Here is an 18,166-nt window from a genome sequence, read left to right on the forward strand (position 1 = left end):
GCTTAGTCCTCGCTCTGCAGGGTTTTGAGGTACTGCTCTGGATCAATACCGAACTGCTTGCACGAGGCTTGTTGCTCAGCATTGAGGGCAGTGCGGACTTGAGGCTGCTTTTGACCATCAAGGCCGGACGGATCACCCACCACTGGCGCCGCTGTGACATAGGCTTTGAAACGGTCAAGACCGCCTTCTTCTTGGCAGGCGGCACGGTGGTAGTCAGCAGTGGCTGGAGTGATCTTGCCGAGCTTCAGAGCGGCATCGATCTCGGTGGCGATCGAGGATTCGCGCTGAGTTCTCACGTGAGTTGCCACTGCTTGTTCGGCGTTGGTGGCACGAGACAACAAAGTTTCGTAGTCAGCGCGCGGTACGAAGGACGCCAGACTTGGAGCCTTTTCAGTGTTTGCGGCTTGCTTCAGTTGGGTCGTCGCCGCAATAACTTCGGCTTCGGTAGCAGTCTCGGGCAGGCCGAGCAATGCCAATAGCGCAGGAGAGAGCTTCACATTGAACTCCGGGTTTTCGTGGTTGAGGGCGGTGAGGAGAAAATTTGGGACGTTGGTGAGGCCGGCACTGACCAAGCGCACGATGCGCCCGCCGTCTGCCTCGTAATCGAATACGGGAGAAAGGAATCGATACTCGCGGGCGACGACTTGCTCGCCGCCACGGGGGGTCCAGTTGACCTGGCCCCATAAGCCACCTTCGCGGATTTCCAGCTGGGCGATCCAAGCAGCCGCCGGAGCCTCTTCGCCGTTCGGTGCTCGGCTTTGGGTGGCGTGTTCCCAATCAATGGGCAGATCAATAGATCGAGCCGTAAACAGACCCAGCACCATTTGCTGAGCCTGTTCATCGAACAACCAGGTGCGGCCATCACGACCAGTGACGACTGGACCGGCTGGAATCAGTTCGACCCAATCCGGTGCCTGCCATTGGCAATGGCAATCGCTGCTGAGAGGTCGGTGTTGAGGGCGAGTAATGTTTTCATGCCGCCAGTTTCTGCGGCATCGGTAAAGCGAGGAGTTTCAGCCCCGAATAAGAATTCTGAGGCCTCGACCAGGTGCGGAGGATTTACACGAACTGGCTATTTTGGCGGGATCTTTGTGGATCTGGCTACCGCTATGAGGCTGGAATACCCTCTGAACCAAATCTAACGCATGTCTAACGCTATTCGCGGACAACTACCGCCGTCGTTGTACCTGTAAGGCTCTCTAAACCCCGCCAGCGCGATTATCTTGGACCGACCTCCAATGGTTCGGAAAGGTAGTCAGACACGATGGCGAGGATCTCGTTGTCATCTGCTGAAGACAGACCGAGATAAGGTCGAGCCGGCATCTCTGTAGAGGTCGCACCTCGGGTCACCCATTGGGCAAAATTGGACTGACTCTTTTTGACGAACCGGTTTCCCACTTGGCCATTCTTGTGTTTGAAGTAAACCTGTTGCGACCGAGCGCCTTGCTCGATCTTGCCGCCGAACTGGTGGATAGCCGCGTAGGGACGATCCGAACCGAGTTCCAATTCATCACCGCTGACCCTGTGCCGGATCGTGTCCTGGAGAAACCCGTCCTGCCGCAGAATCTGGCTCGACTTCTTTTTAGCAATAGTGGACGCGGCCAATGGTGCCCATGGCGCCCCATCTGGAGAGACCTGTTGTCTAAAGCGCTGGTCCGTGGACTGCTGCAGGTATTCGGCGATGTCCAGGAGTGGTACACGAATATCCTCCAATCGCTCTGCCAATTCGGCCAAGGCCGCACCAGACCGGCTGTCATCCACTTCGACATTGAGCATTGCGCCTGCCATGTGCATCTCCTACTATCAAAACGTCCATTGAGTGAGCAGTCCCCGCCAGGACCTCCAGGCCTACGCTCAGGACGAAACCACGTGTGGCGGCGCGTGGTTTATTTGTTACTCGTCGATTGTTGACCGGCGGTACAGCCGTACCCCGATCCGGAGATGCTCCATATATTCCGGATTGTCCGCATCTGGTGAGAACGTCGTCACGCCGTCCCATCCATCATCCCCCACTTCAAATACCGACAGCGCCGGGACAGGTTCGCCGTCGATCTGGTAGCGCGAGATGTAGCGCCGCCGTACAACGGCCTTGTTCTTGGCGTACAGCCATTCCAGCCGAACCCACACCTCATCGGGATCTTTGATCGCCTCAGCGAGCAGCAGCAGCTCACGCGCATGGCCACGCTTCTTAATCTTCAAAGCGCCGGTTTTGGCACTCGTGAACAGCTCACGGCTGACCACCACGGCATCGCCGGTTACATCCTTGAACAGCACAGGCGCCGCATCGGTAGCACCGAACTCTGCCAGGAAGCGTTCAACGTAGGTCTGATCGGGAAGCCCCTCCGGCAAGAGCTTGTCAGCGGACACTTCCCGCGCTGGAGGTAATGCACTAGGTGGTCGCTTGTTCGGCAGACCTGCGCCCTGGACGCTGCTCGACCGCGCACCTGGTTCCGGGAGTGGGTCGTAAGCACGCAGTGGCGGCACGGCCGTGGCCAACCGTGATTGACCAGGTGCGAACTCAAACCCGGGGTCTATTCCCTTTGGCACACGCACCTTGCGAGGGCCGTTCGGGCTATTCACCCCAATGGTGCGATCCTCATATTCAACCTCTGGTGCCGGACCAACCTTCAAACCTTGTCGGTCTAGGTCGCGTTGACCCACCATGAACTTCTTGCACTTGCAGCCCCAACCGTTCTGGGGGCTGTGAGTACTCCACCACGGATCGTCCAGGGGCAGCACCGTGCCATTCCAGGCCAGATGCTGTGGCCGAGGGTGAGCACTGTCGCCGTGACGATAAAGGCCGAATGGCCGACGCTTGCGCAACTCAGGGTCGGCCATCTGGGTTTCGCGTCCGGCGTTATACGACTGGCGCAAGTTGGTCTCGTAGATCACACGAGTCCGCCAGCCACGGCCGCCGTTGTATTCCCAGCCATGCTTATTCACGACCTGGTCGAACTCGGAACGGAACTGTTCCAGGGTGAGACCACTGGTGATCGCCTTCTCAACAGCACCGCGCATGTCCGCAAGCAAGGTCTGCTTGGTGGTGCCCGCGACCACGAACGCCCAGTCATGCTCGACGTTATAGACATCCGTCCAGGCGCGGGTTGGGATATTGGTCTTGCCCCGGAAGTAGTCGATCTGTTCTTGGAACGGCAGAGAGCCGTGTGAGATTGCCAAGGGAGTGACCTCGTGATATCACCGATGCTCACCTAAGAAAATTGAAGGGAAGCATCATGAGTTCAAGTGACGAATTGTTCGAAAAGACCCCTGCAACTGGTCAAAATGTAGGCGATGTTATTTCTGCCGTCGCGATCATTGTCCACATCATCAAGGAACAACCTGCTTTTGATGTGGCTCTATACAACCAAAGAGTTCAAGCCATCCTGGATAAAAAAGCACCTGAGCTGCCCCCAATAGTTCGGGCAATTCTTGAAACCACGGTCGATCTCGGCAACGAAACACCTACAGCCCTCTAAGTACGTCATATCGACCGGCGAGGCTGGCAGCAGCCAGCCCGTCTGCCATTGCATCAGCGAGCTGACCGGCATTCATATCGGGATAGACCTCGATGAGCCGGTCACGAAACTCTTCCAGACTGCTGACCGAATCAAGCAGTTCGCGGATGGCGTCAACCATATCGCCGAGGGGCACTGCTGCAGCTGCCTCCAAAGTCTTTACCTGGTTGTCCACCACGTCCTTTATATCGACCGCCTTCGTCGCCTGCTCTCGGTTAGCAGCAGTCGCAAGCGTCGGTGCTGCAGGCTTGCCAAGAATCTTTGCGCCCTCAGCTGGCGAGGGCAGGTTGAGCTTGTCCAGGATGACTGACTGCTCAACCTCAAGCCCGAGTGGCACCAGTTCCTTCAGCGCAGTAATAAGCAGCTGAATATTCTCTGGCTGTGGAACATCGACAATCAGCTTCGGATAAGGGCGACCAGGTGCGAAGTTCAGATCACAGAACGGACGAACGAATTGCCGGTTGAAGGTGTTGCTGAGTGCCTTGGCATCCGCTTCCAGCAGATCCAGTCGCACTTCATTGTGGACCTTGGCTTGCGCCAGACTGGCACCGTCGTCGGCGCTCATGGTCTGGCCAACGACCGCCTTGCTGACCTGCTTGTCCCACCATTCGGCCAACCCTTTAAAGAAGTCCCCTGCACCGGCTACGTTTGCAGCTGCCGTGAAATCAATCCTCATGCTGTCAGGGATGACTGCTGCCGCATCACTGCCCAGGTTGGCCACGGCCGAAAGCAGGACGCCGATGTCATCCTTGCTAGCGTTCGGTCCATACCGGCCCACGCGCATTGGAATACCGTAGATATCCGCAAATCCCATCCAGTCCTTCCACGTCCACGCCTTGCACATATAGGCGACGGCTGCCAGCCTGGCTAAGCCGCCACGGATTGGAAGCCCGGCGCGAATGCGGGGTAGATGGACGATGAACTTATAGGGCGCCAAGGCGATGCCATTGAAGCCATCCGCCTCGTCGAGTAGCCGAAGCTCACGGCCGGTCTCGCGGTCAAACTGGAAGAAGCGCTGGTCGCGGGTCTCGAACCGATCCGGCATCCACGTCTTGCCGCTTCGATCCCAGATGATCTCGCTAACGGAATAGCCTTTGCCCAGGGCATCGACCGCTTCGCTCTGAAGCTCACCAAACTCAGGCGACGACACTACCTCCCGCACGGCATCCGCCCGGCGGATATCCTCGGCTTCGTCGGACGCTGCCTCTACACGAATGTTGAGGCCTGCCACCGCAAGCTTGCGCGTGCCCAAGACTGAGGCGTAGTGCAGGTCGCGCTCCTCCATCTCCTCGGCCAAAGTCAAATAATCCAGCGCTGTGCCCTCGGCAGCGTCCTGTAGGATTCTCGCGAGCCGCTCAGGCGTCAGCCCGCTGGCAACCGACGGGTGCCAAACTTGCCGAACACCAGTCACCCTCGGGGCTGCCAGCTCTGCAGTGAGCTGGTCGAACTGGATAGGCCGACCGTTCCGGTCGACAATACGTGACTCGGCCATTACCAAATGCCTTTCTTAGAGCGCCAGCCGGCGCCGCTCTTGACCGAACGGTCATGCTGAGCGGCTGGCTTGACGCGGTGATATTCAAAAATCTCGACATCTTGGCGAGAAGCGTAATCGGCTAGAACGGCAGCGATACCAGCGTCACCGTGACGCTTTGGCCCGTTCGCTTCGCCTTTTTCGTTGGTGCGTTTTTCGGGGATACGCGCCACACCCTTGACCACGCGAAAGGCACGCACGTCGCTGACGACATCCTTATCGGCCGGGATGTCATAGAAGGTGTCGTCTTCCAGAGCGGCCTTGAACAACGGCATGTTGTCTCGATACCAACCCTCGGTGAGCATCACCCGCTCAATACGGTTGAAACCAAACTCGATAGCGGTGTCTTCAGACAACTGCGAGCCGTTGCCCCTGGCATCGTCGGCACCCTTGAGGAAGTTGGGCAGTCGACTAAGGATGTAGCACTTGATTTGAAACTGCTGCTTAAACGGAACGTTGCGCAGCTCAACCACAAAAGGTGTGCGCTTGCGTAGGTTCTGCTCTTTGACCAACGGCCAAATCACAGACAGGTCACCGCTACGACCGAAGTCCATGCCATAGAAGCTTTGCACATCCAACGGAATAGCCTTGAGCAGTGGGAGCAAATGCTCTTCGCACCACTCTAGGGACTCAGCCAAACGGAGACGCTCCTCCTGAACTTCATACCCTTGCGGATAGGCCAGACGAAGCACCGGCACTTCGCGATTACTGCGCTGCTCGACCAGGGCCAGACTGAGAAAGGCACCGCCGCCTTGAGACGGGACACAATCAAGCTCCTCCTCCGACGCATCGCCGTAGAAGTCATAAACGTCCTGGACCCAGGCGGCTTCCTCTTCTTCCCTGTACTCAATCCCTTTACGCAGGCAAACACGCTGATAGAGACCGTCCCCGACAGCTTCACGGAAGGGGCAGCGGAACAATGCGCCCTTGCGCTTGCCTGCGCGGATATCGTTGATCAGTTCATTGAAGGCGTTCTCGGTGCCGTCGTGGGTGCTGATGACATGAACTTCACCACCCCAGATCAGCAGAGCCAATGCCGCCTTGAGCAACTCAGCCAAGTCTTGGTGGAACGCCGCCTCATCGATCACGACCACGCCCTGACGACCACGCAAGTTGGATGGCCGACTGGTCAGCGCGACGATCCGGTGCCCGCTGGGGAACCCGATAGTGTAGGTCTTGATGTGTTTGTCCGGGTCGCTGTCCGGCCAAATGCCTTCTTCGATCTCCTCGGCGGCGTAGTTGTAAGCCCGCGCCCACATGGCGCACGCCTGGATGTACTCCACCGTCATGTCCTGGTTGTAGCCCAGGTAATAAACAGTCTGACCACCCGCTGGCTTTTCAGCGGCAGCCACCAGAACATTATCTGCCGCTTCCGCCCAGGTGAGACCGATCCGCCTGGATTTCTCACCGACCTTGAGCGGGGCACGAATGCCGATCCACTCTTTCTGATAGTCGAGCAGCACCGCCGGGGCCAAAAGAGTGGCGGTGCTATCCAGAACCAGGGGAACACTCACGATGCCATCCCGAGAATCTCGCGACGAATCTCATCGACAGTGGCTTGGTTCAAGCCGCCTTTCTTCGCAATTTTCTCAACCTTGCTGGCTGCCGCTTCGGCCTTGTCGCGGAACTCGGCTTGCCATTTCTTCTGCACAACAGATGCCCGGCCAAGCTCAGCAACGGCCTTCGCCACTTTCGGCAAATCCATCTTTCCATCGTCAGCCATCAACAACTTAAACAGGTGCTCCTGCACCAGTCTCATGAGCGCTTCGTTGACCGCTCCTTCGTCATCGGGTGCCGCTTGAACAACGGCCTTTGCTTGCTCCGACGCCAGCTTGAGCGATGCCAGCTTTACCTCAAACTCCGACCCATAACGATGAAGCGCGCTTTTGCCGATGGAGTAACCACGGCTCTCCAGCTCAGCGGAGAGCGATTCATAGCCAGAAAAGTTCGACTCGACCAAAGAGTGATCGAGCCATGTCTTCACCTCGGCCGGCAGCGCGGCCACTTTGCTACGCGGAGGCATAAGTCAGGACCAGTACTTTTCAGGACGGGCAATGCCGGGATTGCATTCGATGGTGTACTCGGCAATGTCCACGCCATAGTGAGTCAGGCCACAGATCCACACACCGCTTGGCTGTTTTTTCAGCGTGGCCAGGGAACGATCTTTCAGATAGTCCAGCTCACGGCGCAGCTCCAATTGCGTGGCGTCTGGATAGATGCCCTGGATCGTCGACAGCACCACCGCTTCATGCGGATCGACCGGACGGGAGGTATTGAGGGTCAGGAGGATGTACCAACGCAGTGTTTCGCGCCGCGTCTTCGCATGGTCGATGCTCATTAAAATTTCCCTTTCAACTGAACGTTTTCGAACTTGAGGGCCAACGCGTCGAGCTTGGCCTCGATGACTGTCTGGTTACGCACGTAGTCTTCACGGCGCACGTAGTGCAGCGGCATTTCACCTCGGAGCCGCTCCAAGCCGAGTTCGACCTGACGCAAACGCTCGGAGTCCTTCGCGACGAGTTCAAAACGTTCGTCCAGGCGACCTTCCATTTGCGAGAGCAACAACTTGACCAGGCCTGCGAACATCCCCAACAGGGTCACGGCTGAGGCGATCAGTTGCCACACCGGCATTTCGATCATGTTCATTTGCGCCCCAGTCGTTCTTGGATGGATTGGCAATCCACGCACAACAACACGCCGGGGAGAATCAAACGCCGCTGCTCTGGGATCTCCACGTTGCAGTCCTCACAGTGCGAGGCTGAGACTTTGTTGGGTCTCTTGGCCTGTGCCAAATGCGCCGCTATAGCAGCCTCCCGATGCGCTTCCTCTACTTCGGTGGCGCGGTCAAATACGTCCATGGGTGTAATACTCGATCAGGCTTGTGAGCTGAGCGCGGCAAGAGGCGTGCTTCTCGCTGTTGCGCACTTGGTTGTTCAGAAGGACAGCCGGAGTTATTCCGCTGTCGAGGTCGTCAGCGGCTCCGGGGCCTCCGGAAGTCGAAGCAGGTCCGCTGGTGGTCTGTCTGGCACGCACTGCGGTTGGGTTAAGGCTTTCGTTCCACACGCGGACAAAACCGGTAGTGAACACAGCAGTAGGCAGAGGCTCAGGCTGCGCATCCACGGCGCGGCGGTATAGAGTCGTGACACGGTTTATCTCCCCGGTGAGCTTGTCGGTGTTGCTGCGAAGCTCTTGTTTGGTGGTGGTGAGCTGGCTGGCTAGGGCGTCGCCACGCTCGGTTTGCTCCAGGAGCGATTGGGCAGCGGCCTGAGCTTTCGCCAGGGCGTCCTTTGCATGCTCCAGGCGTTCGCCCTCAACTTCGTCTTTAAGCTTTTGATACGCCTCCGCGCCATCGGCCTTCCCGGCTATGACTCCTTCGTCATAACCGGCCTGGCGGGTGCTCTCAACGAACAGAAGAGCGGCGGCGATCAAAACCACCGCGATCAGCAGCGGCGCAAACCACTTAAGTGTTTCCTTCATTGGCACAACCCTTTGCCCCATCCGGCATCGACATAAATGCGTTCCCATCGCAGCAAGATGAGGCGTGGGTATTGCCGGTTTTCTTTGAAGTTTGCCGCAGAGCGGCCAGCGTTAAATCGCTCGATGGAGCCGAACCAAGTCAGCGGATCGGCGCCCTTAGCCGATGCCAACTTGCGGTCACGGATCAACCAACCCAGCCCGCCGTTGTAGCTAGACAGAAACATGGCGCCTTGCTCGCAGGGGTTCCGTGCCTTGATTCGGTCAGCCAGCCAGCGGTCGTAACTGACCAATGCCTGTAATGACCAGGTGGGGTTATAAGGCTCGACTTTGCCGAGTGCTTTCGGGAACAGCTCAGCAAGCCAAGTGGCGGTCGAGGGCATCACCTGGCCCAAGCCTTGCGCACCTACCGGAGACTTCGCATCGAACTTCCAGCGGCTTTCCTGATGAACCTGAGCCGCGAAGGTGGCAACCGGTGCATCCAGCCCCCACTCCGCTTGAGCAATGCGAGATAGATCGCGCCGGTAGTGTTCGGCCTGCATCGGGATCTCGGCGCGAGCCTGGCCGCAGAGTGCCAAACCAACCACCAAACCAATGAAGCAACCGGCGAGCAGGATTCGTGATCGCGCCATAGTCAAAGCCCCAGCGTCAGGCCAAGCACGCAAGCCAGTACGACGATTGCTCGTCGCAGTCCGGCCAATGGCTGGTGGACGTGGTTGACCTGGTTGGGTCTGGCATAAGGAAACAGAGCGCGGTCGATCCAGTAGCCCAAAACGCCGCCACCAGTTACAAGCCCGGCCTTATAAAGAATTACTGCCAACTTGGTCGGCGCGATCATGCCCAGCGCGATAATCAACACGACGGTGATCACCGTCCAATCGGTCATACGCGGCGCACGAGAACGCCGTCCAGGGTTTTGGAGGGTCATTGTTGGATTGCTCGATTGGATTGGATTGAAGCCCGAACAGCAGCAAGATGTGCGGCAGCTACAGCAGAATTGCCGCGCACTAGGGGACGCTCCTGGTAGGTGGAGATTGTCGGGCTGGAGGGTTTGGCCGGAGGCCGGAACTTCTGTTGACGGGCGACATTCATGTCGCGCCGGTCTTGAGCCACGCGAACGTGATCCATGATCAGGTCGCGCCATTCGGCTGGACACCGCTCAAGAATCGACTCGATTGGAAACACGCCCTCAAGAATCTGAGCAGCGAATGCACGCGGGGTTGTAGGGGCCGAGACAGACATGACGTGAACCCGTCGGTAAGAAGTACCGGACTAGATTCGCGCTTTGGGGGATGTGATCGAGTTTCTTATTCAGACAAGAAAACCCCCGCAACGGCGGGGGCTGGTGGGACGGCATTGCTCAGTGCAATGCTATCAGTGGATGGTCTCCTGCTCAAAGCCAAACAGGTCAGGACCGTTCTGTCTGTGCAATCCCCGTTGACGCTTAATGATGCCGTAGATGATGGCTGAGGAAAGCTGATACTTGCGCACCAGCTCATGAGGTTGTGCTCCAGCATCCAACCATTCACGGTAGATTTCAGCGTCTCGCATTGCCCGCTTAAGCGACTCGCCACGCGGCAGATAAATCACTGAGCCACCCATGGTGGAGCAGATCGAGAACACGACCGCACGGGCAATTTCAGGTACAGCCTCTGGCTTTTCAGGAAGCCTTTTCAATAGCTCGAATTCAGCGAGCTCAACCATCTCCTTTAAATTCCCCTCCCATCGAGCGGAGACGATTGGATCTTCCATATGGGCCAAGACTTTCTTGGGATCAAGCTTGTCACTGTCGTCAGCAAATAACTGGTCACTGCTCATTGTGTCGGCCTCCCATTGCGTTTGGCATCGTAAGTCAGGGCCGACACCATGCTCCCGAGTTGACGAGCATCCAGCCATTCCACCCGTTCGACCTTGAACATTCGCAGAGCCATGCCATCGGCATAAGCCCACTGACGTCCAGCTTCGGCCAGGAAGGCTTCGATTTTGCCAACAAGCTTTTCCCGATCGGGTGCTACTGCCGGTGTTGCTCTACCTACCTTCGATTTCTTCGGCTTCCACCCCAAGCGCACCAGCTCCGTGAGCACGGCTGAGGTTTTCAGTGGTGATAAATCCTTTGCCGAACTGACTCCAGCAATTCGCTGAAGCATTGCTCGGTAGGTGTCCTCATCCAGCGCCAAATCCTTCTTGGCGATATGGATCTTCGATAGATCAAGGTTGCGGCGATTCATTTTCTCCTCGCTTCGACCAATTCCCTGAACGCAACCGGGTCACGTTTCGCCAGCCAAGCCGCTCCGTGAATCAGCAGCGTCAGACCCTCAGCCGTATCATTGAATTCCCCGGCCGCTCGAATGGTCTCCATAGCCGCAATGGTTCCTGCATACACCTCCATCTTGAACTTCTTGGCACCCATAGCTTTTCGCTTTTCAGCTAGAGCATCACGTTTCCGCTGTTGCCGCTCGCGAGCAAGCCGGCGTTTCCGTTCGACCGGGGTTTCCTGTGTCATTGATTAGCTGCTCGTCAGTACCCGGCCACTACGCCGGGCAGACCACACCGATTGCCGGAGTGGTTTCGCTCAATTAAGTGCCAGCTGTTCCTGGCCATTCACGCCGTGATTCAAACGGACATCACTTGCCGCATGAATGCCGTGCATTGCGTCCGTCAACGAGCGAGTACTTATCGCTTTACCGGCATTACGGTCTCGGGCTGTAGAACGCTCGGTATCGGGATGGTGCTTCAGCATGTAAGCGGCTGCCGCTACGGACGGGGCTTCGGTTCCTGTGAACTCCATAACTTTTTTGCGCACCTCCCAAACCCACGCATCACAAAACACGTCTGCACGCTTGGTTTTGGTCGAGGCTTTGCATCGCTTGAGCTTCTCCGCGATGAAATCGCGGCGAGCTTGGCGCACTTGACGAAGCAGGACTGTCATGGTGTAGCTGGCCACTTCAGCGAACTCGCCAATGAATCGCCATTCACCCAAGCCAGCCATGAACAAAAATTCGCAGGTGTAGGCTCGTCTCACACATCCCGCCAGATTGGCTTCCCATTGCGACGGTGTGTTTTTTGATCCGCTTCTGGCGGCACATTCATGGATATCAGAGAGAGCAACATCGGCTTCTTCAATGCGGAATTTGTCCATCAGTGCACGAGCCTGACGCATCGCCGAGGCAGCTTCGTGCGGGTTACTGCTTGCAGCCAGACGGAGGCATTTTTTGATCTTCTCTAGGGCTTTGCTATGGTCCATGGCGTCAGATCTCGGCGATACGTGTGATGCTGACGTTATTGGCCAGCAGGTGCTTTTTCAGGGAGTTGAAGCTTTTCCAGCACGGGTCGAAGCGAAAAAACTTAGCAGCCTCTTTCTTCGCAGCTTCGCGCTTACCGAACGCCTTCCGGTAAGACTCCACCTCCTTACGGCTATACAGAGACTTGATGCTTTTACGAAGGAAACGGCGCGCCTCCTCATGGACCGGCTCACCTTCGCGAGTGGCCTCACACCATGAAAACTTGAAGACACCATCCACATACACCACTGTCGACCAACTCTTACTTGAGCTGGAGGTCTGTTGCTGCAAGCTCAGTACGAACTGATCACACTGCAATTTCATCGTGCCCCAAGGGCTATCCATCTGCGCCTTCAGCGCATCCCAATCGACTTGTTCCATTTCGTCCTCGGCTGCTCATCAGTACCCGGCCACCGCGCCGGATAGACCACCCCAGTTACCCGAGATGGTTTCGCATTAATGGATGGTCGGCTTGGTCATCTGCTTTTCGCGCATGGCTTGGCAGATCTCGCAATCACACGCCGCATGCCCAACTACAAAGTCCACAGGAATCCGGGCAAGTAGCATTGGCACGCCAGTCATAAGCGCGCTTGCTACGCGTCCCGCTTTGCTGCCACCCAGTTGAGTTTGGTTGTCGACTTGGATAGAGACGCCATCGGCGCTGTCTTCGATGGTGATCTGGAACTTGGCCATAATTTGTTCGCTCTCGTACGTTCAATGCTGAATGAGGGTTGTTCAGTGACGGATTCAGATCAGTGCAGCGTCGACGGCGCAGAGGCCGCAACGAAGGCACTGGCGATATCCAACGGGATGGAGGCGTATTGGTCGCTATCACCGATACGCTCATAGATCCGAACGTAACTCTTGGAGCCAACAACCTGTACAGCGTCGCTGATGGCCTGCATTGCGCGCTGCCATCGCGAGTCCGAAATTTCCAGCCGACGAAGCGCAAGCACACGCCCGGTGCTGATTTCGCCTACCTTGTCCGTCCGAAATGCCTCATTAACCAGCACTCGAACTTCACTCCGAGCATCCTGCGTCCACTCAGCTGCACACTCATCAATCAATGCACGGGCAGCCTGTAGCCGCTCATCGAACTTGATCGAGTCTTGTACTGCATGAACGATCTTGTAACGGCCATCGAACGACAACAGAGTGACGTTGCCTTTCTTACCGCCGATGGTGGCCTTGTACTGCTCCGCAGACATTTCGACGAACGCTTTGATGTCACCAAAGGCCAATGCCTTAAAAGCGCCCAGCGTCTGAGAAATGGCCTTGGCCTTGTCGACAAGCTCAATAACCAGTTCGTCGCGTGCCAGATCAATCGGCTTGATCATGCTTACCGGGACCAAGTGGCCCTTTGCATCTTGGCGAAACCCTTCTGGAATATTCATTCTTTGTCCTGCTCCATGTTCGTTTCATGTTTGGTATTGCTGTACTTCAAGGCGCCGAGAATCTCCCCGATCCGGCGACGCCCATTGGCGCGTTGTTCTTCAGTTAATGCGGGTTTAGGGAATGCCTGCTGGCTTTGCCGAACCGGTATCACCCGAATCAACATTGCCGGTGCTGGCCAACGCTCGCAGCTCGCGAACAACGTCTCGAAAGCTGCTTTAACCCGCGCTCCATCTGTCTCTTCGTTCCAGCGCTGTGCCTTTTTCAAGGCCACCAGCCATATATCGAGTGTGTGAGTGATGGCGTCGGCAGCAGGCGCACCGTCGAGGCGCAGGGCAACAAGCCCCATGAGCCCCGCAATCACCTCACGCTGTAGCCAGTCACCCTCCATTCAACCGCCCCTGTAGTGCCACCAGAGCAGCCGTTGTCTGGCTTGGCCGGCTGACCATGGTTTGCTTCGGAGGAGTGGCTTCAGGTAGTAGCACCGCCGTTGTTTCGCCTTGCCACTGAGTCATGACCTGGTACAGCCAGCCATGCCCTTTTAGCGGCGTCACCAGTCGCCCCGCATCACGAGCGGAGACAGCTTGTTCGACGGCCCAAACCCAACAAGCAGCAGGCGCATTGAACACAGCACCATTGCGCTCAATGCGTTGGGCTTGCAGATCCGGCAATAACTCATTGAGGATCTTGCCCACCCGATCCATGGTCAGCTCTCGGGTTTCTGGCCGGAACAAACCGACATAGCGAATCAACGCGTTGCCAAGCTGGCCGGATAATTTGAACGCCACGCCAAGCGCATCGCGGGCGCCGTCATGTGCAATCAAGGCATCCAAGCTGAGCGTCGTCCCACAATTGGGGCATCGAGTACGCATCAATGCACCTCCTGTTGACGCCCGGCCTTTGCCAACTCTTCCGCACGGATCTGAGCGAACTTGTAGCTCTCAGAAAACCCGACGCATTTGTCGTCTATGTAGAGGCGGATCAAGCTGCGACCGCAGATGTAGATTTGCACTACGGGCACTTGCGAACGAACACTGTCAGTGGACGGTTGCATTGGCACCTCCCGCGCAGTTCGGATTCATTGGGCAGTGCAGGCATGCGCGCCAATGCTGCATTGCTCGAGGGTTATGCGTCGGAGCTGGCTTTTCGCGGTAGCTTTGGCACTGCTCGATAGTCAGGGTTTCGCCAACGGCCACGCACTCAATACGCCCCAACGAGTCGAGGACACGACGTTCCACACCCGCCGTACTTGGGCTGCTGTATTTGTTCACCAGGACCAGGCTTACTGCAGTACGGCTGATACCAACACGTTCAGCAGCACGAGTACGGTTACTGGCGCCAACTTCAGCTGCGAGCAGCCGGACGAAGAGAGGGGGCTCGTTACCCCAAGCGGAAATATCGACCTGTGTCATTCGGCCAACTCCAACTGTGCCCGCTGAAGAAGACTTGTCGATGGGAGATTCGGCACAACTTCGATGAACTCGGCCAGAAGAGCTCGAAGCCGAATGTTCTCTTGCTGCATATCGTTATCAGGGGCAGACGCATCAGACACACCACCCGAAGCGACATTCGAGTAGACGACCTTATTCAAATTCGGATCGAACACCTGCACTGCTTCAGTTCGTTGAACTATCGGATACCGTGGCCCTGCCCCCCTCCCAGGAGCAAGTCTGTAAGTCTGAGCACGTTGGGAGTCGTACTCGCTCGCCACTAGGTAGCCTGCTCGAACAAGCACTTCGAAGTAATTTAATGCATATGTCTGGGTGACTTTTACATCTCCGGTACTTGCCATTTCCGCGGCGTCGGCTGCGGTCATTTCGCCCATAATGCGCAAAGTACGCCAAAGGTTTTCCAAGCCCAGCCCACGCCGCGAGCGCTTCCCGTTGCTCGCAACCCTCGGATATTCCGCGCCCTCATCTCGAATGAGGCGCCATCGATGATCGACAAACTTTCCCGCATCATCAACCAGTTCAATCAGGGCTGCTTTGTTCAATGCGCGTATGTAGCTGTCGACACTCACACCTGCTTGACGTGATTGCTTGGCAATCTGGCGCGACGTAAAGCCGCTCCGATTGTCACGAACCGCTTCCCACATGCACTGGCGAGACGCCTTGTCACCCACTAAGAGAAGTTGAGCCGACTTGCCCATTAGTGAGCCCTCCGGGACGGAGCTTCACCGGTGAACCAGCCACGCTTACCCCAGGCCTCAAGATCCACACGATCCAGCATCATGGCCGAAGCCTCAGACTGAACTTTATAAAGATTAACTGCCGCTCTGCGGAGGCACCCACGAGTAGCTCGGTTCAGATCGGCGAGCAGATCATCTGCAAATACAAGCTTTGGATAGCTCAGCTGAGCCAACTTCCGAAGATCATCCAGAGTCGCAGCCTGAGCCGGAACCCATTCAAGAACTCGGTTGTGCAATCTTTCCAGCTTCGCTAATGAAGCCGGCACACGCTCTTCACCTATCAAAACGATAGTGCCTTGACTAGCGTTGTAGATATCGGTCAAAGCATTAGCAACTGCCTTATCCAACAGATATTGAACATCATCGACAATCAGCGGGCGCATCGAGGTCGAAAGTTGAACCGCAATTTGATCGACCATTTCTGACATTGTGCGAGCAGGGAAAATCGACATTTCCCTGAGGATGGCCAGCAGAAATGCTTTTTTGCTCCAAGCATCCCGGCATTCAACGTAATACGCCCGATGTAAATTCGCTGAATAAGCAGCTGCTGCGCTTTTGCCAAACCCACTAGGCCCGTACATGGCCACCAGTCCAGGTAGGCCAACTGGACGCGAGAGCGCGCGATTGATAGCCCCCGCTAACAAACCCACATTGGTCAACGGAACAATCTTGGTTACACTCATTGTGTTGTATCTCCTTTAGGTTGTGCTGGCAGGCACACTTAACGTTTTGGAGCGCGGGATTCAGCCCGCGCTTTGAAACACTTGTTGCATCGCTGCGAAGTCCGGGTGTGCGGGGTATCTTTCCCACCATTTGGCTTCGTCAGCGGTCAACTCTTCCCCTGCGTTCACACGCTCATTGAGTTTTACCCACAACCGATAACGTGAAACGTCATCGCCTGGAACGTGAAACGCTGGCGCTGCTGCCTCAAGAGCAATTGCGTACTCATGAGCTGAAATTAGTTGCTCTCGGCTAAGCGTTGCCGACGGAGCATTGGTCGGAGCAATCATTTCCACTCGACTCCCCGTCAACGTCTCCACCTTGTCCATGGACCTCTTGACTTGCCCCTGAGCCCGTTTCTCACGGCTCCGTTCCAGCATGTTCATCGGCATATAATCAGTGGAGTTTCCGTCTAGAACTGCCTCGCCTATCAACTCTCCGTCTAACGTGTATGTCCAAACACGCCCAGCATCTCTAACGTCGTACGCCAACCGTATTTCTTGTCCGTGCAAGCCGCGTAGATCGTTAAGAAAGTATTTATTTCCAAGCCAATTAATTTCGCCACGTCGAGTCTGACGAACGATTTGCGGCCTCATTAGCGACTCAACCAATTCCGGTGACGCTGCAATTGGTTCCCACCCCTCGGCGTAGGCCGCATTCCATGCTTCATCAGGGCTTGGATGTCTTAGTGAGCCTGTTCCAACATCTCTAATTTTTTCGAGCCCCCGATGCGGCGTGTTGTTATAGGAAATAATTTCTTCCTCAACGCCCGCCATGAACTCGGCAAAAGAAGGTAGCAATCTGGTAGTGCCGGTATTCTTCAGTTCTCTACGTCCAATACGATGCACCTTGGTTCCTGCGTGCTTGTCCATGTCAGCACCGATGTAGCTAACTAACTTCTTGGCCGCACGTACCCAGATCGTTTGATGGCCTCGCTCCGACAACCCTCGCGCCTGACTGTTGTAGGGCAGAGAGTGAGTCATCGTGCCGCCGAGACGATCAACAACCTCTCGTACTGTGTCGTTGTCGAACCCTGATCCGTTGTCCACGTAGAAGATCGCGAACATGCATTTACCCACCGCATCACGCAGAGCGTCCAAAACGCCAATAGCTGATTCAGCCTCACCAACCGATATCCCAACGACACGACGGGTCGCCACGTCCAGAACCGTTGTAATTTCCGGGCGATAAGGCTTGCCGGTAAGCGGATTAAGTACCTCAGCGTCGAACTTATGACCGTCAGCGGTATAAACATCCCCTGGAAACAGATTCTTGGTAGACCTACGACGAAACGGTTGCAGCGCCTTCAACTCCTGAGGGCTCATCCGCCCCACGTTGAGAGCCTCAGGCGTCAGTTTTTTTAAGAACCGCTGCACAGCGTGGATGCTTGGAGGCGTTTCGCCTTGGTAGCGAGTCAGGAACTCTCCGTAACTTGCAGCTACGCTTGGCTTTGTTGGTCTCTGGTAGCACCGAAGGAACGTCGCCGACCACTCAGGAACGTCAGTGTTAGGCTTCTGGCGAAGAGGCGCCAACCCGCTTTCACCTTGGGCACGATATGCGGACAACCAACGTTTCAATGTCCGCTCAGACAATGCTCGGCTTCCGGTCTTTCGGTCATTTGCAAGGTCCACGCGCTCCATGAGATACGGGCTCAGTGCATTGTCTCTCGCCTGTTTAACCAGAACGTCGATGGCGTTTTTCTGAGTAGTTACCGCACCGACACGCTCGATCTCCCGAATGAATGAGAGACGAGCAAGCATCACATTTCGTTGTTTATTGTTCAGGCGTGACGATAATTTAGCGTCACGCTCAATCAATTCCGAATCGGAATGAACCAACAGAAGATCGGTAGTTAGTTCAGAAGTACCAACTTCGCGGGTGAGTAAAAACTGTTGCGTTTCGACAGGCAGAGAACCAAGCGAGTATTCAACCGCTTTGGTCCCTGCTCGCTTGCGCCACTCCCAACTATCCTTTCCCCGGATCTGAATTGCCCGGTCACTTCCCGGCATACCGGGGAGCCCAGCCAACTCCTTAGCTGTGAACCATCCAAGTGACTTGGCCATGC

Annotated in this window: 26 protein-coding genes and 2 other RNA genes; 1 reads left to right on the forward strand and 27 read right to left on the reverse strand. The window is 56.3% G+C overall.

Annotated elements, in window-relative coordinates; genetic code table 11:
• Positions 1 to 2: 2 nt before the first annotated feature.
• From AC07VR_RS26460 to AC07VR_RS26470, 3 genes are all read right to left on the reverse strand, one after another.
• Positions 3 to 848, reverse strand: a complete 846-nt coding sequence (locus tag AC07VR_RS26460; RefSeq protein ID WP_495013020.1) for a phage protease — start codon at positions 846 to 848, stop codon at positions 3 to 5.
• A 370-nt stretch (positions 849 to 1,218) separates the two neighbouring features.
• Complete coding sequence (locus AC07VR_RS26465; protein WP_495013021.1) at positions 1,219 to 1,788, reverse strand: phage virion morphogenesis protein; 570 nt, start codon at positions 1,786 to 1,788, stop codon at positions 1,219 to 1,221.
• Between the two features lie 105 nt (positions 1,789 to 1,893).
• Positions 1,894 to 3,177: a PBECR2 nuclease fold domain-containing protein gene (locus AC07VR_RS26470; protein ID WP_495013022.1), complete on the reverse strand. Its 1,284-nt coding sequence runs from the start codon at positions 3,175 to 3,177 to the stop codon at positions 1,894 to 1,896.
• Between the two features lie 56 nt (positions 3,178 to 3,233).
• Between AC07VR_RS26470 and AC07VR_RS26475 the strand changes: the two genes are divergently transcribed.
• Complete coding sequence (locus AC07VR_RS26475; protein WP_495013023.1) at positions 3,234 to 3,476, forward strand: hypothetical protein; 243 nt, start codon at positions 3,234 to 3,236, stop codon at positions 3,474 to 3,476.
• On the opposite strand, the gene AC07VR_RS26480 is transcribed toward AC07VR_RS26475, so the two are convergent.
• The 24 genes from AC07VR_RS26480 to AC07VR_RS26595 form a co-directional block, all read right to left on the reverse strand.
• Positions 3,463 to 5,007, reverse strand: a complete 1,545-nt coding sequence (locus AC07VR_RS26480; protein WP_495013024.1) for a DUF935 domain-containing protein — start codon at positions 5,005 to 5,007, stop codon at positions 3,463 to 3,465. The genes AC07VR_RS26475 and AC07VR_RS26480 overlap by 14 nt on opposite strands.
• Positions 5,007 to 6,560, reverse strand: coding sequence for a hypothetical protein (locus tag AC07VR_RS26485; protein WP_495013025.1), 1,554 nt, complete (start codon positions 6,558 to 6,560; stop codon positions 5,007 to 5,009). Before AC07VR_RS26485 ends, AC07VR_RS26480 begins: the two co-directional genes overlap by 1 nt.
• Positions 6,557 to 7,069: a DUF3486 family protein gene (locus tag AC07VR_RS26490; RefSeq protein WP_247291532.1), complete on the reverse strand. Its 513-nt coding sequence runs from the start codon at positions 7,067 to 7,069 to the stop codon at positions 6,557 to 6,559. The genes AC07VR_RS26485 and AC07VR_RS26490 overlap by 4 nt, the downstream gene beginning before the upstream one ends.
• A 3-nt stretch (positions 7,070 to 7,072) precedes the next feature.
• On the reverse strand, positions 7,073 to 7,384 hold the full coding sequence (locus AC07VR_RS26495; protein WP_247291533.1) for a hypothetical protein: 312 nt from the start codon (positions 7,382 to 7,384) through the stop codon (positions 7,073 to 7,075).
• On the reverse strand, positions 7,384 to 7,692 hold the full coding sequence (locus tag AC07VR_RS26500) for a hypothetical protein (RefSeq protein WP_495013026.1): 309 nt from the start codon (positions 7,690 to 7,692) through the stop codon (positions 7,384 to 7,386). Before AC07VR_RS26500 ends, AC07VR_RS26495 begins: the two co-directional genes overlap by 1 nt.
• Entirely contained in the window at positions 7,689 to 7,904 is a 216-nt protein-coding gene (locus AC07VR_RS26505; protein ID WP_495013027.1) for a TraR/DksA family transcriptional regulator, read from the reverse strand. Before AC07VR_RS26505 ends, AC07VR_RS26500 begins: the two co-directional genes overlap by 4 nt.
• A complete protein-coding gene (locus tag AC07VR_RS26510; protein WP_495013028.1) occupies positions 7,891 to 8,523 on the reverse strand; it encodes a DNA-packaging protein in 633 nt (210 codons plus the stop codon). The genes AC07VR_RS26505 and AC07VR_RS26510 overlap by 14 nt, the downstream gene beginning before the upstream one ends.
• Positions 8,520 to 9,152, reverse strand: coding sequence for a transglycosylase SLT domain-containing protein (locus tag AC07VR_RS26515; RefSeq protein ID WP_495013029.1), 633 nt, complete (start codon positions 9,150 to 9,152; stop codon positions 8,520 to 8,522). The genes AC07VR_RS26510 and AC07VR_RS26515 overlap by 4 nt, the downstream gene beginning before the upstream one ends.
• A gap of 2 nt (positions 9,153 to 9,154) precedes the next feature.
• Entirely contained in the window at positions 9,155 to 9,406 is a 252-nt protein-coding gene (locus AC07VR_RS26520; RefSeq protein WP_495013030.1) for a putative holin, read from the reverse strand.
• A 488-nt stretch (positions 9,407 to 9,894) separates the two neighbouring features.
• On the reverse strand, positions 9,895 to 10,338 hold the full coding sequence (locus tag AC07VR_RS26525; RefSeq protein WP_495013031.1) for a Mor transcription activator family protein: 444 nt from the start codon (positions 10,336 to 10,338) through the stop codon (positions 9,895 to 9,897).
• Positions 10,335 to 10,748, reverse strand: coding sequence for a gp16 family protein (locus AC07VR_RS26530; RefSeq protein ID WP_495013032.1), 414 nt, complete (start codon positions 10,746 to 10,748; stop codon positions 10,335 to 10,337). The genes AC07VR_RS26525 and AC07VR_RS26530 overlap by 4 nt, the downstream gene beginning before the upstream one ends.
• A complete protein-coding gene (locus tag AC07VR_RS26535; protein WP_495013033.1) occupies positions 10,745 to 11,023 on the reverse strand; it encodes a hypothetical protein in 279 nt (92 codons plus the stop codon). Before AC07VR_RS26535 ends, AC07VR_RS26530 begins: the two co-directional genes overlap by 4 nt.
• A 1-nt stretch (position 11,024) precedes the next feature.
• An RNA gene (locus AC07VR_RS26540) (hammerhead ribozyme type II) lies at positions 11,025 to 11,094 on the reverse strand.
• Entirely contained in the window at positions 11,093 to 11,764 is a 672-nt protein-coding gene (locus tag AC07VR_RS26545) for a DUF2786 domain-containing protein (RefSeq protein ID WP_495013034.1), read from the reverse strand. The genes AC07VR_RS26540 and AC07VR_RS26545 overlap by 2 nt, the downstream gene beginning before the upstream one ends.
• Before the next feature lie 4 nt (positions 11,765 to 11,768).
• A complete protein-coding gene (locus tag AC07VR_RS26550; protein ID WP_495013035.1) occupies positions 11,769 to 12,182 on the reverse strand; it encodes a hypothetical protein in 414 nt (137 codons plus the stop codon).
• Between the two features lie 5 nt (positions 12,183 to 12,187).
• Positions 12,188 to 12,258: hammerhead ribozyme type II (locus AC07VR_RS26555), an RNA gene on the reverse strand.
• Positions 12,258 to 12,494, reverse strand: coding sequence for a hypothetical protein (locus AC07VR_RS26560; protein WP_495013036.1), 237 nt, complete (start codon positions 12,492 to 12,494; stop codon positions 12,258 to 12,260). The genes AC07VR_RS26555 and AC07VR_RS26560 overlap by 1 nt, the downstream gene beginning before the upstream one ends.
• 59 nt (positions 12,495 to 12,553) lie before the next feature.
• Entirely contained in the window at positions 12,554 to 13,195 is a 642-nt protein-coding gene (locus AC07VR_RS26565) for a DUF3164 family protein (RefSeq protein ID WP_495013037.1), read from the reverse strand.
• Positions 13,192 to 13,584, reverse strand: a complete 393-nt coding sequence (locus AC07VR_RS26570) for a hypothetical protein (protein WP_495013038.1) — start codon at positions 13,582 to 13,584, stop codon at positions 13,192 to 13,194. Before AC07VR_RS26570 ends, AC07VR_RS26565 begins: the two co-directional genes overlap by 4 nt.
• Positions 13,574 to 14,065: an HI_1489 N-terminal domain-containing protein gene (locus AC07VR_RS26575; RefSeq protein WP_495013039.1), complete on the reverse strand. Its 492-nt coding sequence runs from the start codon at positions 14,063 to 14,065 to the stop codon at positions 13,574 to 13,576. Before AC07VR_RS26575 ends, AC07VR_RS26570 begins: the two co-directional genes overlap by 11 nt.
• Positions 14,065 to 14,247 carry a hypothetical protein gene (locus tag AC07VR_RS26580; protein ID WP_495013040.1) on the reverse strand — a complete coding sequence of 61 codons (183 nt, stop codon included), beginning with the start codon at positions 14,245 to 14,247 and terminating at the stop codon, positions 14,065 to 14,067. Before AC07VR_RS26580 ends, AC07VR_RS26575 begins: the two co-directional genes overlap by 1 nt.
• 354 nt (positions 14,248 to 14,601) lie before the next feature.
• Positions 14,602 to 15,342 carry a hypothetical protein gene (locus AC07VR_RS26585; RefSeq protein ID WP_495013041.1) on the reverse strand — a complete coding sequence of 247 codons (741 nt, stop codon included), beginning with the start codon at positions 15,340 to 15,342 and terminating at the stop codon, positions 14,602 to 14,604.
• On the reverse strand, positions 15,342 to 16,064 hold the full coding sequence (locus AC07VR_RS26590; RefSeq protein ID WP_495013042.1) for an AAA family ATPase: 723 nt from the start codon (positions 16,062 to 16,064) through the stop codon (positions 15,342 to 15,344). Before AC07VR_RS26590 ends, AC07VR_RS26585 begins: the two co-directional genes overlap by 1 nt.
• 60 nt (positions 16,065 to 16,124) lie before the next feature.
• Positions 16,125 to 18,164: a Mu transposase C-terminal domain-containing protein gene (locus tag AC07VR_RS26595; protein WP_495013043.1), complete on the reverse strand. Its 2,040-nt coding sequence runs from the start codon at positions 18,162 to 18,164 to the stop codon at positions 16,125 to 16,127.
• Positions 18,165 to 18,166 lie beyond the last annotated feature (2 nt).

It is taken from the genome of Pseudomonas sp. GW821-FHT02H09 (assembly GCF_059421425.1).

Bases quoted from the DNA above. Each gene is read 5' to 3' on its own strand.
- AC07VR_RS26525 (WP_495013031.1), bottom strand. From the start codon at position 10,338: ATGAGCAGTGACCAGTTATTTGCTGACGACAGTGACAAGCTTGATCCC.
- AC07VR_RS26550 (WP_495013035.1), bottom strand. From the start codon at position 12,182: ATGGAACAAGTCGATTGGGATGCGCTGAAGGCGCAGATGGATAGCCCT.
- AC07VR_RS26480 (WP_495013024.1), bottom strand. From the start codon at position 5,007: ATGGCCGAGTCACGTATTGTCGACCGGAACGGTCGGCCTATCCAGTTC.
- AC07VR_RS26465 (WP_495013021.1), bottom strand. From the start codon at position 1,788: ATGGCAGGCGCAATGCTCAATGTCGAAGTGGATGACAGCCGGTCTGGT.
- AC07VR_RS26570 (WP_495013038.1), bottom strand. From the start codon at position 13,584: ATGGAGGGTGACTGGCTACAGCGTGAGGTGATTGCGGGGCTCATGGGG.
- AC07VR_RS26515 (WP_495013029.1), bottom strand. From the start codon at position 9,152: ATGGCGCGATCACGAATCCTGCTCGCCGGTTGCTTCATTGGTTTGGTG.
- AC07VR_RS26565 (WP_495013037.1), bottom strand. From the start codon at position 13,195: ATGAATATTCCAGAAGGGTTTCGCCAAGATGCAAAGGGCCACTTGGTC.
- AC07VR_RS26520 (WP_495013030.1), bottom strand. From the start codon at position 9,406: ATGACCGATTGGACGGTGATCACCGTCGTGTTGATTATCGCGCTGGGC.
- AC07VR_RS26475 (WP_495013023.1), top strand. From the start codon at position 3,234: ATGAGTTCAAGTGACGAATTGTTCGAAAAGACCCCTGCAACTGGTCAA.
- AC07VR_RS26505 (WP_495013027.1), bottom strand. From the start codon at position 7,904: ATGGACGTATTTGACCGCGCCACCGAAGTAGAGGAAGCGCATCGGGAG.
- AC07VR_RS26490 (WP_247291532.1), bottom strand. From the start codon at position 7,069: ATGCCTCCGCGTAGCAAAGTGGCCGCGCTGCCGGCCGAGGTGAAGACA.
- AC07VR_RS26545 (WP_495013034.1), bottom strand. From the start codon at position 11,764: ATGGACCATAGCAAAGCCCTAGAGAAGATCAAAAAATGCCTCCGTCTG.
- AC07VR_RS26530 (WP_495013032.1), bottom strand. From the start codon at position 10,748: ATGAATCGCCGCAACCTTGATCTATCGAAGATCCATATCGCCAAGAAG.
- AC07VR_RS26510 (WP_495013028.1), bottom strand. From the start codon at position 8,523: ATGAAGGAAACACTTAAGTGGTTTGCGCCGCTGCTGATCGCGGTGGTT.
- AC07VR_RS26535 (WP_495013033.1), bottom strand. From the start codon at position 11,023: ATGACACAGGAAACCCCGGTCGAACGGAAACGCCGGCTTGCTCGCGAG.
- AC07VR_RS26595 (WP_495013043.1), bottom strand. From the start codon at position 18,164: ATGGCCAAGTCACTTGGATGGTTCACAGCTAAGGAGTTGGCTGGGCTC.
- AC07VR_RS26495 (WP_247291533.1), bottom strand. From the start codon at position 7,384: ATGAGCATCGACCATGCGAAGACGCGGCGCGAAACACTGCGTTGGTAC.
- AC07VR_RS26575 (WP_495013039.1), bottom strand. From the start codon at position 14,065: ATGCGTACTCGATGCCCCAATTGTGGGACGACGCTCAGCTTGGATGCC.
- AC07VR_RS26590 (WP_495013042.1), bottom strand. From the start codon at position 16,064: ATGAGTGTAACCAAGATTGTTCCGTTGACCAATGTGGGTTTGTTAGCG.
- AC07VR_RS26560 (WP_495013036.1), bottom strand. From the start codon at position 12,494: ATGGCCAAGTTCCAGATCACCATCGAAGACAGCGCCGATGGCGTCTCT.
- AC07VR_RS26500 (WP_495013026.1), bottom strand. From the start codon at position 7,692: ATGAACATGATCGAAATGCCGGTGTGGCAACTGATCGCCTCAGCCGTG.
- AC07VR_RS26585 (WP_495013041.1), bottom strand. From the start codon at position 15,342: ATGGGCAAGTCGGCTCAACTTCTCTTAGTGGGTGACAAGGCGTCTCGC.
- AC07VR_RS26580 (WP_495013040.1), bottom strand. From the start codon at position 14,247: ATGCAACCGTCCACTGACAGTGTTCGTTCGCAAGTGCCCGTAGTGCAA.